The organism is uncultured Parvimonas sp. (assembly GCF_963524015.1).
Taxonomy (GTDB): domain Bacteria; phylum Bacillota; class Clostridia; order Tissierellales; family Peptoniphilaceae; genus Parvimonas.
Genome location: NZ_CAURDT010000002.1, coordinates 206449 through 222795 on the forward strand (window position 1 = coordinate 206449; position 16347 = coordinate 222795).

16 protein-coding genes are annotated in these 16347 nt (G+C 27.1%); 1 reads left to right on the top strand and 15 read right to left on the bottom strand.

Translation table 11 applies throughout. The annotated features are described in order from the left end of the window. Positions 1–338: 338 nt before the first annotated feature. The 7 genes from rpsU to thyA all read right to left on the bottom strand — a co-directional run bounded on the left by rpsU (position 339) and on the right by thyA (position 5837). Positions 339–518 (bottom strand): 30S ribosomal protein S21, encoded by a 180-nt coding sequence (rpsU, locus tag RWJ08_RS03815; RefSeq protein WP_004832359.1) that lies wholly within the window; start codon positions 516–518, stop codon positions 339–341. 145 nt (positions 519–663) lie between these two features. Then, positions 664–1005: a histidine triad nucleotide-binding protein gene (locus tag RWJ08_RS03820; protein ID WP_313961133.1), complete on the bottom strand. Its 342-nt coding sequence runs from the start codon at positions 1003–1005 to the stop codon at positions 664–666. A gap of 173 nt (positions 1006–1178) precedes the next feature. Beyond that, on the bottom strand, positions 1179–1691 hold the full coding sequence (locus tag RWJ08_RS03825; RefSeq protein WP_118058439.1) for a cysteine hydrolase family protein: 513 nt from the start codon (positions 1689–1691) through the stop codon (positions 1179–1181). A gap of 102 nt (positions 1692–1793) precedes the next feature. Then, positions 1794–3878: a type I DNA topoisomerase gene (gene topA / locus RWJ08_RS03830; RefSeq protein ID WP_313961134.1), complete on the bottom strand. Its 2085-nt coding sequence runs from the start codon at positions 3876–3878 to the stop codon at positions 1794–1796. Between the two features lie 10 nt (positions 3879–3888). After that, entirely contained in the window at positions 3889–4332 is a 444-nt protein-coding gene (locus tag RWJ08_RS03835) for a GNAT family N-acetyltransferase (RefSeq protein WP_313961135.1), read from the bottom strand. Positions 4333–4460: 128 nt separating this feature from the next. Continuing rightward, positions 4461–4997, bottom strand: a complete 537-nt coding sequence (locus RWJ08_RS03840) for a flavin reductase family protein (RefSeq protein ID WP_313961136.1) — start codon at positions 4995–4997, stop codon at positions 4461–4463. Positions 4998–5006: 9 nt separating this feature from the next. Further along, positions 5007–5837, bottom strand: coding sequence for a thymidylate synthase (gene thyA, locus RWJ08_RS03845; RefSeq protein WP_313961137.1), 831 nt, complete (start codon positions 5835–5837; stop codon positions 5007–5009). A gap of 211 nt (positions 5838–6048) precedes the next feature. Here thyA and RWJ08_RS03850 point away from each other — a divergent pair, with 211 nt between their 5' ends. After that, positions 6049–6294, top strand: coding sequence for a type B 50S ribosomal protein L31 (locus RWJ08_RS03850; RefSeq protein WP_004832367.1), 246 nt, complete (start codon positions 6049–6051; stop codon positions 6292–6294). Positions 6295–6730: 436 nt separating this feature from the next. On the opposite strand, the gene RWJ08_RS03855 is transcribed toward RWJ08_RS03850, so the two are convergent. The 8 genes from RWJ08_RS03855 to RWJ08_RS03890 form a co-directional block, all read right to left on the bottom strand. Further along, a complete protein-coding gene (locus tag RWJ08_RS03855; protein ID WP_009354719.1) occupies positions 6731–6961 on the bottom strand; it encodes a hypothetical protein in 231 nt (76 codons plus the stop codon). Further along, a complete protein-coding gene (locus tag RWJ08_RS03860) occupies positions 6942–8696 on the bottom strand; it encodes an ABC transporter ATP-binding protein (RefSeq protein WP_313961138.1) in 1755 nt (584 codons plus the stop codon). The genes RWJ08_RS03855 and RWJ08_RS03860 overlap by 20 nt, the downstream gene beginning before the upstream one ends. After that, positions 8686–10446, bottom strand: coding sequence for an ABC transporter ATP-binding protein (locus tag RWJ08_RS03865; RefSeq protein WP_313961139.1), 1761 nt, complete (start codon positions 10444–10446; stop codon positions 8686–8688). Before RWJ08_RS03865 ends, RWJ08_RS03860 begins: the two co-directional genes overlap by 11 nt. Before the next feature lie 44 nt (positions 10447–10490). Further along, positions 10491–11510 carry a LacI family DNA-binding transcriptional regulator gene (locus tag RWJ08_RS03870; protein ID WP_313961140.1) on the bottom strand — a complete coding sequence of 340 codons (1020 nt, stop codon included), beginning with the start codon at positions 11508–11510 and terminating at the stop codon, positions 10491–10493. Positions 11511–11737: 227 nt separating this feature from the next. Further along, positions 11738–12613 carry a hypothetical protein gene (locus tag RWJ08_RS03875; RefSeq protein WP_313961141.1) on the bottom strand — a complete coding sequence of 292 codons (876 nt, stop codon included), beginning with the start codon at positions 12611–12613 and terminating at the stop codon, positions 11738–11740. 9 nt (positions 12614–12622) lie between these two features. Continuing rightward, positions 12623–13492, bottom strand: coding sequence for an ABC transporter ATP-binding protein (locus RWJ08_RS03880; protein WP_313961142.1), 870 nt, complete (start codon positions 13490–13492; stop codon positions 12623–12625). Next, positions 13485–14738, bottom strand: coding sequence for an ABC transporter permease (locus RWJ08_RS03885; protein ID WP_313961143.1), 1254 nt, complete (start codon positions 14736–14738; stop codon positions 13485–13487). The genes RWJ08_RS03880 and RWJ08_RS03885 overlap by 8 nt, the downstream gene beginning before the upstream one ends. Before the next feature lie 384 nt (positions 14739–15122). Next, on the bottom strand, positions 15123–16298 hold the full coding sequence (locus RWJ08_RS03890; RefSeq protein ID WP_313961144.1) for an iron-containing alcohol dehydrogenase: 1176 nt from the start codon (positions 16296–16298) through the stop codon (positions 15123–15125). Positions 16299–16347 lie beyond the last annotated feature (49 nt).

Below are 16347 nucleotides of genomic sequence, written 5' to 3' on the forward strand. Positions count from 1 at the left end.
TAGTTTATTATATTATATCAAATGTTTATATAAAAATCAATATTTTAAATAAAAAAAATTCTATATGTATCTTCGATACATTTACTTTTGTAAAGCAAAAGTGTGAGATCTCTTAATTATAAATAAACTTTAACATTAAAATCAAATTATTGAAAAATTGTATTATAATACTGCTCATTTATTTACTTGTTAACTATTAAATCTAATAGTTAAGTCTTTTTTTTTCATTAATTTTAATAAGAACCTCAGCACCACTGAGAACCTTGTTGCTTCGCAATAAAAAAAGTCCTTTAAATAAAGGACTTTAGTTTAATTCAAAAAATTAAATTTTAAACAGCTTAGAATTTTTTCTTTTTTCTTCTTGCTGCCTCTGATTTTTTCTTTCTCTTTACACTTGGCTTTTCGTAATGTTCTCTTTTTCTATATTCTGAAAGCACTCCAGCACGTGCACATTGTCTTTTAAATCTTTTCAACGCATTATCTAAAGATTCGTTTTCGCCAACTCTGATCTCTGCCATGATATCCCCCCTCTCTTATATAGACAAACTGTCTTGAGAAATAATCATTCATATTATACAACAAAATTGATATAAATTCAAGTAAATTCACTATATTTTTTAGTATAATTAATAAAATTTATAAATTTTTATAATATATTTAATTTTAGCCTGGTGGCCAATTTAAACTACGCCCTGCAAGAACGTGAAAATGTAAGTGTTTAACGGTTTGCCCACCATCATCATTACAATTATTAACTATTCTATAACCTGATTCATCAAATCCCATTTCCTTAGCAAGTTCAGAAATTTTTAGAAATATTTTCCCAATTACTTCTGCATTTTCCTTATCTACAAAATTACAGGATTCAATATGTTTTTTAGGGATTACTAAAAAATGAATAGGAGCTTGAGGTGATAAATCGTTAAATGCAACTATATCATCATCTTCATAAATTTTATTAGACGGAATTTCTCCATTAACAATTTTGCAAAATATACAGTCCATTATCTCACCTCCATATAGTAAATGTATCAAAATCAAAATAGATGAGCTCTATTTTAATTATTGTCTATTATACCATATACAACCTCTATTTTCAAGAAAAAACACGATTACAATAGTATATTATTGCATATCGTGTTGTTGCGTTTTTTTTGCTTAATTAAATAATTTATTTTTTACAAAATATCAACTTGACACATTTTCATAGCTTCTAATGCTGTATTATGACTTTGTGGAGTAACTCCCGCACAACATTTACTATCTACAATTAATTCAACTTCAGGTAAAAATCCTTTAATCATTAAAGTATTTACAATCACACAAATATCTGTGCAAATCCCAACAAATTCTATACTTTCAATTTTCTCTTTTTCGTTTATGCTTTTTAAATACTCAACCAAGTCGCTAGAGCCAAAACCTGCTTTTTCAAAAATTTTACAGTTTTCTTTATAGATACCTTCTCTGATTTTCCAAGCGTCAGTTCCTTTAATACAATGTTTTATAGGAAGTTTTCTTCCCTCTTGTGTATTTAAGTAATTATCATCGTGAGTATCCATTGTATAAATAATTTCTCCGTCAAAGTTTTTAATTTTTTCCTTTAATTTAGGAATCATATTTATAGCCTCTTGAGTTCCCAACTTACCATCAACAAAATCATTTTGAACATCAATAACAACTAATATTTTCATAACCAGCCTCCAAAAGTTTTTTATAAAAAAATCTAAATATTTTAACCAAATAAATTATATACATTATTTAATCTTTTGTCAAATTATAAAATTCTTAAGCTTTTATTTCTTTTTCTTTAAATCAATCTCAAAATCACAATTTTCATCGGAACATTTTAGAGCATGTTTAAATCTGTTTTTAACTTCAACTAAGAATTTTCCACATTTTTCACATTTTTTATCAGCTATCGGTTTATCCCAAATTGCATAGTCACATTCAGGATAATTTTCACAACCGTAAAACACTTTTCTCTTTTTGGATATTTTTTCTATTATTCTTCCACCACATTTAGGACATTTTACCCCTGTATCCTTAACTTCCTTTTTTATATAATTACAATCAGGAAATCCGCTACAACCAATAAATCTACCAAATTTTGTCTTTTTGACAACTAAATTTTTACCACATTGTGGACATTTTTCATCAAGGACTTCATCTTTTATTTTATAATCTTCTGAATCTCCTTCAGACTTTTTCAAAAATGTTTCAAATACAGCATAGAAGTCTGAGATAACTTTTTTCCAATCCTTTTTGTTTTCAGCTATTTCATCAAGTTTTTCTTCCATTTCCATAGTGAATTTTTCATTTATAATTGTTTCAAAGTTGGAAACTAAAAACTTATTTACATTTTTTCCTAAATCTGTTGGAATTATTTTTTTATTCTCAATTAGAATATAAAATCTGCTTGTCAAACTATTTATAATACTTGCATAGGTGCTTGGTCTTCCAATTCCATTTTCTTCAAGTTTTTTAACTAAACTCGCCTCTGTAAAATTTGCAACCGGTTTTGTAAAATGTTGACTTTTTTCTATTTTTTCTGCATTTATTACATCTTTTACTTCTAATTTAGGCAATGGTTCATCTTTAATATCACTTGAAGTATATATTTTTGAAAATCCGTCAAATAAAGTGTATCTTCCATTTAATTTATAGATACAATTATTAGAATTTAAAACTATTTGTGTACTTTCATAACTTTCTGCCTTCATTTGAGAAGCGACTGTTCTTTCCCAAATCAATTTATATAGTTTATATTGATTTGCAGTTAAATAGCTTTTTATTTTTTCAGGACTTCTAAAAATACTACTTGGTCTAACCCCCTCATGAGCATCTTGTGAATTCTTTTTCTTTAAATTGTATTCATTACCTTTGCTTGCATAATTTTTTCCATAATTTTCAGTAATGTACTCAATTGCCTCTGCAACTATTTCTGATGAAATTCTAGTTGAGTCAGTTCTCATATATGAAATCAAACCGACTGATCCTTCTTTACCTACATTTATCCCTTCATAAAGTTGTTGTGCAATACTCATAGTCATTGAGCTTGAAAAACCTAATTTTCTTCCCGCTTCTTGTTGTAAAGTACTTGTAGTAAAAGGTGGTTGAGGTTTTCTCTCTTTTTTTACCTTTTTTACATCTTCCACGATAAAATTGTCTTTATCTGTTTTTTCTACAACCTTTAAAGCATCTTTTTCATTTTTTATTTCTTTTTTTACTATTTTTTTATTTTCATATTCTCCATAATATAGTGATTTAAACTCTATATTTTGGACATTATGTATCCCTTCAATCTTCCAAAATTCTTCCGGAACAAAATTATCTATCTCTTCTTGACGTTCACAGATAATTTTTAAAGTTGCAGATTGAACACGACCTGCAGAAAGCCCACTCTTTATTTTTTTCCAAAGAATCGGAGATAGTTTATATCCTACAAGTCTGTCTAAAACTCTTCTGGCTTGTTGAGAATTTACTAAATTCATATCTATTTTTCTTGAATTTTTTATAGATTCTTTGATACTCTTTTTAGTAATTTCATGAAATTCTATTCTGTTATTTGCATTAATATCAAGACCTAAAAGGTAGGCAATATGCCAAGAAATTGCTTCCCCTTCTCTGTCGGGGTCGGTCGCAAGATATATGTTTTCAGAATTTTTATAAAGCTCTTTTAATTCTTTAATCTTGGATGCCTTTCCTCTTACATTTATATATTCAGGTTCAAAATTATTTTCTATGTCTATCCCCATTTTGCTTTTAGGTAAATCTCTTATATGTCCAACACTTGCTACAACCTTGTAATTACTTCCAAGCATTTTGCTAACTGTTTTAGCTTTTGTTGGAGATTCTACTATAACTAAATTTTTATACAAAACTAACTCCTTATATAATCTTACTCATTGAAATATGTTCTATTCCAACTTCAACAAAAATATCATCATTATCTTTAGTATAACCTAACATTTCATAAAATGTCATTGCATGATATTGCGCCGAAAATCTAATTATCTTTTTTTCATTTTCTTTTTTAAATTTTTTTACAGTTTCTTCCATACTTATAAATAAAAACTTTCCTACTCCCTTTCCTCTGCAAGATTTCTTTACACAGGCTCTTCCAAAATAGACAATGTCTTTATTTATATTCATAATCCTTGCAGTAGCAAGAAGCTCATCTTCTTCAAAAACTCCAACATGAATTGTATCTTCTAAACTATCTCTATCATCAACTTCATATTCAAGTGGAACTTTTTGTTCATCTACGAAAACTTCCTCTCGCAAAGCGAATGCCTTTTCCATTTCTTCGCTTTTTAATATTCTATATTCCATAAAAACATCTCCGTATAATCTATAAACTCTCTATATGTTATATAATTTAATTAATTTTGTCAATATATTTTTATAATTTCACAATTAAAAAAGTGTCAATTTTAAAAAATTGACACAAAAATTTAATTTTATTCTATTATATATGCACTTACAATTTCTCCATAATAAGCTGTATGATAATCCCTATTTGCTCCATAAAATTCTCCTGACACATTTTCAGGATAATTTTTTTCCTTTATTTCTTTTGGTATTGCATTTTCATCCTGTTTTTGTTTATAAATAACCTTACATTCCAAAGTTAAAGGCAATTCTTTAATAGCTGGAACATCTACAATTTCAGATTCAACTAAAGTTAAATTCAAATCTTTAATTTTATCAGTATCTCTTCCTGACTTTGTACCACAAACTCCAATAATATTTTTATCAAAATCATTTAAAAAGATATTTACAGTAAATTCTCCACTTTCATCAAGTATTTTCTTTGTAAAACGACTTTCTCTAACAAATGCTGTAAAAATTGGTCTATTCCATTCTATTCCCAAAGTTCCCCAAGAAATTGACATTGTATTTATCTTTTCTTTTGACTTTGTAGTAAGCAAGACACCTTTTTCAACTGCCAACATTATTTCTTTTGCATAATCAAAAACATTAATTTTTCTTTTCATAATTTTCTCCTAAATTGCAATTGGAATATCTTTTATTTGTTCTCCACATTTATAATTTTCTATTATAACATCATCTGATGTAAAATCGTAAAAGTTTTTAACATCAGGATTTAAAGTAACCTTTGGCGCAGGAAATTTTTCCCTAGTAATAAGTTCTTTTATAATCGGAACATGTCTATCATAGATATGAGCATCAGCTATTACATGAACAAGCTCTCCAACTTCCAAATTACATTCTCTAGCAAGCATATGAATCAAAATTGCGTATTGACAAACATTCCAATTATTTGCTGCCAAAATATCTTGACTCCTTTGATTTAAAATAGCATTCAGCTTATTACCTGTAACATTAAAAGTCATACTATATGCACAAGGATATAAATTCATTTCAGATAAATCTTCATGAACATAAATATTTGTAATTATTCTTCTACTATAAGGATTATTTTTCAAGTCGTAAATAACTCTATCAACTTGATCAAACATTCCTTCCTTATATTTATGTTTAACTCCAAGCTGATAACCATAAGCCTTTCCAATACTTCCGTTTTCGTCGGCCCACTCATCCCAAACATGACTCTTTAAATCCTTAATATTATTGGACTTCCTTTGCCATATCCAAAGCATTTCGTCAGTACATAATTTTATAGCTGTTTTTCTAAGTGTAAGTGCAGGAAATTCTTCCGCTAAATTGTATCTATTTACAACTCCGAATTTTTTTATCGTATATGCCTTTGTTCCATCTTCCCATACAGGACGAACTTTTTCGCCCTTTGTGTCTACTCCATTTTCAAGTATATCTTTACACATTGAAATAAATATATCATCTGCTCTACTCATAATTATCTCCTAAAATCATACTACAATAAGAATAACATTTTTAAAACAAAAACGCAAATTCATTAAAGTAGTTTTACAAAATATTTCTTGTACGATATTGTATATTTCAAAATATTTTTAATTTATATATTAAAAATACTTGATTTATATTTTACGATATGATATAATATGCGAAGTGATTAATTTATAATATTTAAGCGAGGTGAATACAATGAAAAAAGGAATACATCCAGAATACAATAAAGTAGTTTTTATGGATACAACAAGTGGATATAAATTCATCTGTGGTTCAACAAAAACTTCAAATGAAACAATAGAAATGGAAGATGGTAACACTTATCCATTAATTAAAATTGAAATCAGTTCTGATTCACATCCATTCTACACAGGTCGTCAAAGATTTGTTGAAAAAGGTGGTAGAATTGAAAAATTCAAGAAAAGATATAATATGGACTAGTAGAAAGCAGAGCAATCTGCTTTTTTTGTTGCAAAAAACAGGGGATTTAGGAAATTTCTCGACTATTGCTTGTTTACAAAAAATAGTATTTATGAAAGAAACTCTATAATAATTTTAGTATGTATCTTCGATACATTTACTTTTGCTAAAGTAAAAGTATGAGATTTCCACAGTCGATTGTACCCAAATCAAGATTTGGACAATCTTTGCGTCAGACCTACTATAGATTATTTACAAGTAAATAATCTAAGTTAGGGCTTGATTGACTACGCCAAAATGACGGATAAGGAAAAAAACTTTGTTTAATAGCTTACCGTTAAATGTAAATCAGCTTACGAGTTATTTTAAAAAATTATAACAAATAAACTATTTAACATCATAATACTTATTAAAGCGAAAAACAACAAAAAAGAGCTGTTTTCACAGCTCTCTTTAATTAACAACCACCTTTTAATTTTTTACTTCTTATATAAATCTTTGGAAATTTATCATGTTGATTAAAATATCCCATAAGTTCAAAAAATTGAAAAGCTCTTTTTTGTTGATCAACAGTCATATTTGTTTTTTCTTTGATGAGTTTTTTTGCTTTTTTTGAATAAACAAAATATCCTTCCGCATTTATATCTTTAATAACTATATCATATAAATCATAATACTCTTGCTTCATTATTATCCCCTTTTGCAGATTGAATTTCGTACCAAGTTTTATATTTACCATTTAGAGCGATAAGCTCGTCATGTGTACCAGTTTCTAAAACTTTTCCACTTTCTATCATAACTATTGTATCACAATTTTTTACAGTGGACAATCTATGTGCAATAATCATCGTACTTCTACCTTGTTTTAGAACTTCAATTCCATAATTAATTATTTTTTCTGTTTCTGTATCGATGTTTGCAGTTGCCTCATCCAAGATTAAAACTTTTGGGTTTCTTACTATGGCTCTAGCAAAGCAAATGATTTGTTTTTCTCCAAGAGATAAGTCTGATCCGCTTATTGCCAACTCATAATCTAAATTGTTATTTCTTTTTTGTAAAAGATTTTTACCACCAACTTTTACTATTGCATCTAAAACTTCACTTTCTATTATACTTCCATCTTTAAGTGTTATATTATCTCTTATACTTCCTGTGAAAATATATGGGTCTTGAAGAACCACTGCCATTTGTTTTCTATAAGAAGCTTTGCTTAAATTTTTTATGTTTTGTCCGTCAAGTAAAATTTCTCCTTTTTGATTATCGTAAAATCCTAAAATCAAATTCATTATAGTTGACTTTCCGCTTCCAGTAGCTCCTACAAAAGCGATGGATTTCCCTTTGTCAAGTTTAAAATTAACATCTTTTAAAACCGGAACATTTTCTTTGTATTCAAAGCCGACATTTTTAAATTCGATATTTCCTTCAAGTTCAATTGCTCTATCTGTTGTTTTTTCTTCTTCTATTTCAAAAATTTTAATTATTCTATCGCAAGAAACGAGCGCTGTCTTATATCTATTTATTTGTGATAAAAAGTTCATAAAAAGTCTTAAAATTCTTTTATTATACTCAATTAAAACATATAAGATACCAACACTTAATCCCAATCCATTAATTTTTAGAATTGTAAAGACTAAGATTATCATGGCATTTGTAAAAATCATAGTAAAATCAATTAAATTCCATGAGAATAAAGCATTTAAAATAGTCCTCTTAATATAATTCTTTTCAACTTCTTTATTTTCTTTTTCAAAAGACTCAATCATCAAATCTTCATTTCCATATACTTGAATTACAGGTAATGATTTAATTGTTTCATTATAAATTGAGCTTGTTATCCCCTCATGTTTTCTTATTGTTTTAGTAACTGATGTAAGTTTTCGTCCATAATAATTAGTTACAATATACATTAAAGGTAAATATATCAAAACTATTAATAAAAGATATGGACTAATATAAAACATTACTACGAGCATCATTAATAAATTCAACACGAAACCTAAAATATCATTTAGAAGAGTTTGATATAATTCTTTAATTGTATTAGTATCTGTTGTAAATCTTGAGACTAAATCTCCCGCATAAGAGCTATCAAAATATTGCATTTTGAAATTTTGCATATGTCTTATTAAACTAGATTGTATCTTATAAGCGATATTGCAAGATAATTTGTTAAAAGAAATTCTTACAATAAATAAAAACACTAAAATTAATATATTAAGTCCTAGATATAATAGTGCTTTTTGAACGACAAAAGAGTAAAAATTTTCCATATGCATTAAATCTGCATCTATAATTGATGAAATTACAGTTGGTAAATACACATCGAGAAAAACTCTAAATATAGTAAAGATTGATCCTGTAAAGAATAGAAATTTTTCTTCTAAAAGGTAGGAAGTTAAAAATTTTAATTTACTATTTTTCATCATCTTCCTCCTTATCTAAACTTTGATACTCAAACTGCTCCTTATACCAAGAATCTCTTGAAATAAGTTCTTCATGAGTGCCTCTGTCGATTATTTCTCCATTGTCCATAACTAAAATTAAATCAGAATGTTCAACTGCAGAAATTCTATGAGAAATAATTATATTAGTCCTGTTTTTTCTATTTTCCTTAAGAGAATTTACAATTTTACTTTCAGTATTCGCATCAATGGCGGAAAAAGAATCATCTAAAATCAGTATTTCAGGATCTCTATACAAAGCTCTAGCAAGAGAAATTCTTTGCTTTTGTCCTCCTGAAAGTCCAAGACCACGTTCTCCAACAACTGTATCTAGTCCTTTTTCTAAATTTTGTATATCTTTGTAAAAGTCTGCCTTTTTTATAACATTTATAATTTTTTCGTCATTTTCTGCAATACTTCCAAATAAAATATTTTCTCTGACTGTTTTAGAAAGTAAAATATTCTCTTGACTTACATATCCGAATTTATTTCTTACTGATGTAATGTCATAATCTTCATATGGAATGTCATTTATAAAGATTTTATTTTTATCAAAATTATAAAATCTTAAAATCTGTTTAACTAATGTACTCTTTCCGCTTCCACTTTTTCCAACTATTCCAAGAGTTTCCCCTTTATTTAACTTAAAGCTAATGTCTTTAAGTGAAATTTCTTTATCTTCCGGATAACTAAAAGAAAAGTTTTTAAATTCCATCGTGGAAAAATCATCTAAAATCCTATCCCCGTTTTCTATTTCTGTCTTATCATCTAGCAAAAGATTTATTCTATTTATAGAAACTAAAGCTCTTTTATAAGTATTTATACAATCTCCAAGTCCCCAAAAAGACCAAGCCAACATCTCAGCTAATCCAAAGAATGTTACAAGTTTCCCAACTGTAATACTACCATTTCTTACTAAAAACGCTCCATAAAAAAGTCCAATAACCATAGAAATTGACCTTATAAAGGAGTTTGAAAGAAATGATAACATCCAAAGATTTACTTCCATAAAAGCTAAGTCAAAATAATATTTAATGATTTTAGAAATATTCTTTTGTCTTACTTCCTCATTTACATAACTTTTTATTAATTTTATTCCTTCAATTATTTCCAAAATCTCTTGACTTGACTTTCCAAAAGTCAAATTCATTTCTTCATTAACTTTTCCTACTTTATTACTAATTTTATTTGTGATTATTGCAGTAAAAACAAATGGCAACATAACAGCAACTGTAAGCTCCCAAGAAATAAAAAACACCAAATAACTTGCACATATTAAAGGCATAACAATAGAATCACAAGCTAATAGAATTCCAAAAGTAAAATAGTCGTATATATACTTTGTTTCGTTATCTGCAAGTCCGATTACATCACCTGCAGTATTTTTTTGAAAAAAGTCAGGAGACTTTTTTAAGATTTTTCTAAAGATTATATCTTTGTAATACATTTTTAGCTTTGCACCTGATCCATAGGCTAAATATGAAAAAGTCATAAAGCCAAAGAAGTTTACTACTCCTAAAAAAACCATTAAGCCCACATATTTATAAACTTTAACAGCTTCAAAATTTGGACTTTTAAATAAATCTACAATAGTTCCAGAAAGAGTAACTATATATATCAAAATGAAACTACTAAGAATATCAAAAATTAATCCAAATAAAAATCTAGTTTTTGCCTTTTTAAAGCCGTCTCGAACAGCCCAATATATCCCCATTCTATCACCTTCTTTCATTTCAAAAAAAGCTCTTCAAAAAGAAGAGCATTTTTAAAATTTATTTACTTATTTTTCTTAGTAAATGTTGCAACCGAACCTCTTTCAATTATTCTTGAAGGTAAGATTGTAACATCCTTTAATTTTTCTTCGTTTCTTAGTTCCTTAATCAATTTTCTCATAGAGATTGCTCCCATATCATAATATGGTTCTTCTATAGTTGTAAGGGCAGGTCTATAAATTGATGCAATTATATCATCACCGAACCCTGCAACTGAAATGTCTTGTGGAACTTTAAGACCATTATCGTAACAATAACTAATAAAACCGATAGCTAAAGCATCTTCACTTGCAAAAACAACAGTTGATTTATTTTCTTTGATAAGTTTGAAAATTTCTTCTCCCATATCATATCCTGTTTGAACTGTTATATCTTTTGCATTTATAAGCGCTGATTTTACTTTTCTTTGTGCAACAGCTTCATTAAATCCTGCAAGTTTTTCTCTACCAATTCTACTTGTAACATCTTCACTTATAAAAACTATACTTTCATGACCTTCATCTATAAGATAATTAGTCATTTTATTACAAGTTGATTTATAGTCTATACTTACAGTATGTTCATCTGTATATTCGTAAAATTTATCAAGTCTTACAAAAGGAATTTTTTTACTTTTCAACTTAAACAGAATCTCAGGATTAATTTTTTCACTAATCATAATTATTCCTTCAACCTGTTTAGTGCACATAAATTCGATAATCTTATGCTCTACTTCAATATCTCCATATGTACTAGAAAGCAAAATATCGTAATTGTACATTCTTCCAATTTCTTCAATTCCTCTAATAATTTGAGCCATATAAGAAATACCAATATCTTTAACAATTACCCCAATCATATTTGATTTTCTCATTACAAGACTTCTTGCCAATTCATTAGGCTTAAAATCCAATTTTTTTATTGCATCTAAAACTTTTCTTCTTGATTCTGGACTAACAGGTTTTGATTCATTCATAACTCTTGAAACAGTAGAAATTGAAACTCCTGCTAATTTAGCTACATCTTTTATAGTAGGTGCTGACATTTTATCACTCCTTTAAAAATAAATTTATAATTACAATTAAATCGTTTACAAACTCCAACATTATTATATCATAGATTTTAATAAAATAAAACACTTTAGAAAAATAAATTCACAAATTTTCCCTATAAAATACATAAAATTTATAAAACAAATTTATCAAAATCAAAAAATATTAAAGTAAAAAAATACTGTAAAATGATTTTCAAACTATTTCACAGTAAAAAAATTTATTTTTTTATTTTAATATATAAACTGTACAAAACAGTAGAAATAAGCAATGCAATAAAACATACTGCAATTTCTATTTCAATATAATTAAGTAAAGCCTTTTTTACAGGTAAAAATCCACCAGCCAACTCGTGAAAAACAGGATAATCAAAAGCAATTTTCCACTTCCAAAAGTATGAAAAAACTAAACTTAATCCAAATTGACTTATTATTAATACAATATTAATAATAAAAGAAATAATAGCCTTCGAAACTATAAAACTCGTCTTTTTTATAGGAAGTGTAAATAAAAATCCCTTATGATAGTAAAAGTCTAAATAAGTAGTTATAAAGAAATAAGATAGGGTTGCCAAAAAAATTACAGATAGAATATACTTTATATTATTGTATTCAACTAAAACACCATCCAATGGAGCTTCTTCATATTGAAAAGCTCCATTTACTTTAATAATTTCGGATAGCCTTTCTTTTTCATGTTGTGCATAACTTTTTGACATAGAAAAATCTATATCATTTTCCTTAATTTCAATGATTTTTTCATACATCAATATAGCGCTTTCCATAAAGCCTCTTTCATTTCCACTATATCTAAGTTTTACAGTATTTTCAGCTATATTAAGAGATTCTTTCAACAAAGCCATTTTATCTTTATCTCCAGAATATCTACAAGAAGCATTTTTAACTTTAGGATATAAAATTAATCCTATTTTTTCTTTAACCATAAGTAACTCATGTTTTTTATCTGCTTCAACTTGTTGAAAATTTAAATAATTTTTATAAAACAAAGAAGCTAACAACACAAAAACAACACCTAGAATTACTACAAATACTCTACTTCTTATAAAATTTTTACATTCTAATATAAATGTATTCATAACATTCACCTACTCAGCAAACAATCTTTGATACATCTGTTCAGACGCATTTATATGCTCTCTTATTTTAATTAATCTTATGCCTTTATCTTGTATTGCCTTAATTGCATCGTCAAAAGAATTCTTTTTAAACTGGCAAATTATCATATCTTTTTCAATTTCAGCACTTACTACAAATGGAGATAAAATTTCTAAAGATTGCTCATTGGAAGTAGTATCAATAGCATAGATTAAAAATTCATCTTCCACAATCTTTTTTACAATTTTTTTATCCTTTATGAATAAAAGATTATCAGTTAATTGGCTAATTTCTCCTAAAAAATGTGTTGATAAAATTACAAGAGTTCCATTTTTCGAAATTTCCTTTAACATTACTCTAAGCTCAATTTGACTGCTTGGATCAAGTCCATTAAATGGTTCGTCAAGCAATAAAACTTCAGGATTATTAATAAGTGCAATAGCCAAAAGTAATCTCTGTTTCATTCCCAAAGAATATGTCTTTACAGGTCTTTTATAAAATTTTTCAATCTTTGTTAAACTTACAATTTCTTTTATTCTAGTCTTTGGTAATTTTTGTATATTTGCTACAAATTTCAAATGATCAAGTCCCGTTAAATTTGGAAATAAAATACTTGCATCTTGCAAATACGACAATTTTTTAAAAATAGCATTATCCCTATTGTCTATACCATTTACAGTAATCTGTCCTGATTGATAGCTAATCAAATTTGTAATACAATCTAAAAGAGTAGTTTTTCCCGTTCCGTTAGGTGCGACCAAAGCCCAAACCTCTGTATTTTCAAGTTCTAAAGACAAATCATTTAAAACTATATTTTCTCCGTATCTTTTAGTAAGATTTTTTATACTCAAACTAGGCATATTTACTCCTCCTTCTATCTTGAATAAAAGCTAAACAAATTAATGAAATTGTTAAAATACAAATTCCAATTATCAAAATTTTACAAGATTTATCAAAACTGTAAGTAATAGTTTTAAATAAAAAATTTATACTGCCATCTGCAATTTTTCCAACTCTCCAGTATGAAAACGGATTATACCATTTATTAAACATCTGTAAAGTTGCTATCAGTCCAAAGGATAAAATAACAGATTTTACACTTGATTTTACAAAAGTTGAAATTGTACTTGTAACAAGGAAAATAAATAATCCATAGAGCAAGAACAAAATCAAACTTTTTATTAAAACATCAGATATTGGAACAATCTTATATCCAAAACTCAGAAGTGAAAAATAATCACTTTTTACAATATAAGTCGTAATCGGATATTTAAAAGATGATGACCCACTTATTAGAAATTCTATTCCAAAAAATATTGCAGGTATCAATAGCCCAAGTATAATCGTTAAAATTCCACCTGTGAAAAGTCCCGACGATACAATCCTAAATTTACTTGCCCCCGATGTCTTTAAAAATCTAATAGTTTTATTTTGACTCTCTTCCAACTTTGAAAATAAAATACCAAAAGTTACAACAATTATGAAAGTATATATTAACACTAAATTATTTGTAAAAAAGTCCCATAATCTATGCGAAGTTCCAACTAATGTTTTTTTACTATAATTGTCTAGAATTTTCTCTTCTTCTGAAGTTCTAGGTTGATCAAATTCTGTTCTCTGTAAATTCAAAGGATGAGCTGAAGGAATATTATTGTCTTTTAAATATTTTAAGGTTTCATAGGTTATTTCAATAGTTAATGGATGAATATTAATTGTATTTAAACCCATAGCAATAAAACTATTAGTTTTTTCGGGTTTAAGAAACTCCATATGTATTTCATATAAAGTTTTCCAATTAGAATTTTTACTAGCTTCATATTTAACCCTATCATCTTCTAATAACTCTGAAAAATCTTCTTTGATTCGATTTAAATCTTCTATTTCTTCTTTTGTAAGATTATTTTGATATAATTTTTCTTCGGTTTCTTTGACAATCGATTTATGATATTTTAATGACTCTTCCTTGGAAGAAATATATTCATCATTAGTCTTCTTGTTTTCAATTTTTGAAATTGAGGACATAATTAGACCAAAACTTATAATTATAATAAGAAATAATATATTCTTCTTCTGTTTTATAAAATATTTAAAAAACAAATTACACATAACTACCTCCCAAAACAAAAATCACTAAAAGCTTATATATAAGATATATCTCGAAAAAAATAATTTATCTATTTAATTTTATCTCTAGGTAAATCGTTATCACAAGAATATCATAATTATTATTATTTGTCAAATATAATAACTGTTATTTTTCTCTTATATATTGACATAAAATAAAATTATAATATATAATAGGATAAATTGATATTGTAAACTTATAACGTTAATTTTAAAATATCAAACTTATTATTTATGGAGCTTTTTATTATGAAAAAAATTTTATTAAATTATTTTCATATCGAATATTCTATATTGTATAAAAAAACTCATCTAAGCATGTTAGATGAGTTTTTGTTTAATTATTTGTAAAAATTTTACTAAAGTTTACAAGCACATTCTATAAATATTTTCTATATCTTCAGGTGTTAATTCTCTAAAGCCTTTTATACTTTCTTTTCCCTTACAAGCCTTCTTAGCCATAATAGCAAAATTTTTATCATTAATATTTACATCTTTTAATGTACTTTGTAATTTTAAGTCATTAAATAAAAAGTCTGAAAGTTTTTCAATGGCTTTTTCTGCAATTTCTCTATCAGAAAGATTTTTATCTATGCCAAAAACATTAACTCCAAATTGAACATATTTATATATATTTTCATCATTTAAACAATATTGCATCCAACGTGGAGTTAATATTGCAAGTCCATGTCCATGAGTTATATCATAAAAAGCTGAAAGTTCATGTTCCATTGGGTGACAGCTCCAAGCAGTTGATTTACTTCCGTTTATAAAACCGTTTATTGCCCAGGAAGATGCCCACATTAAATTAGCACGAGCTTCATAGTTTGTAGGGTCTTTCATTGCTATCGGAGCATATTTTATAACTGTTTTCATAAGACCTTCCATAACACAATCAAGCATAAATAAATCATTTTCTGTTGTAAAATAAACTTCCAGTATATGACTTAAAATATCTGCTGAACCGCAAGCAGTTTGATACTCACTTACACTGTATGTATTTTTGGGGTCAAGAAATGAAACTTTTGGTAACATACACATTGAGCCATTGCTTAATTTTTCATTTGTTTTAAGGTTTGAAATAACTCCATCATTATCCATTTCAGAACCGGTTGCTGAAAGTGTTAATATAGTTAAAAGAGGTAGTGCATCTTCTATTTCTGCTCTTTTTTCTAAATCAAGAAAATCCCATGGGTCAAAATCAACTTTCGCTCCGGCACAAATAAATTTTGAGGCATCAATCGTTGAACCACCACCAACAGCAAGAACCACATCAATATTTTCTTCTTTACATATTCTAGCACCCTCTCTAACAGATTCTATTCTAGGATTAGGTTCTATCCCTGAAAGTTCAAAAACTTCAAGTCCTGCACCTCTTATTTCTTTTATAACCTCATCATAAAGTCCTATCTTTTTAATGGAACCTCCTCCATAAGTTAATAAAACTTTTTTTCCATATTTTGACAATTCTCTTCCAAGATTGGAAAGTTGTCCTTCTCCAAAATATACCTTAACAGGAATATTGTAAATAAATGGTTTCATAAAAATCCTCCTTTAAATTTATTTTTAATACTTCTAAATTAATTTTACC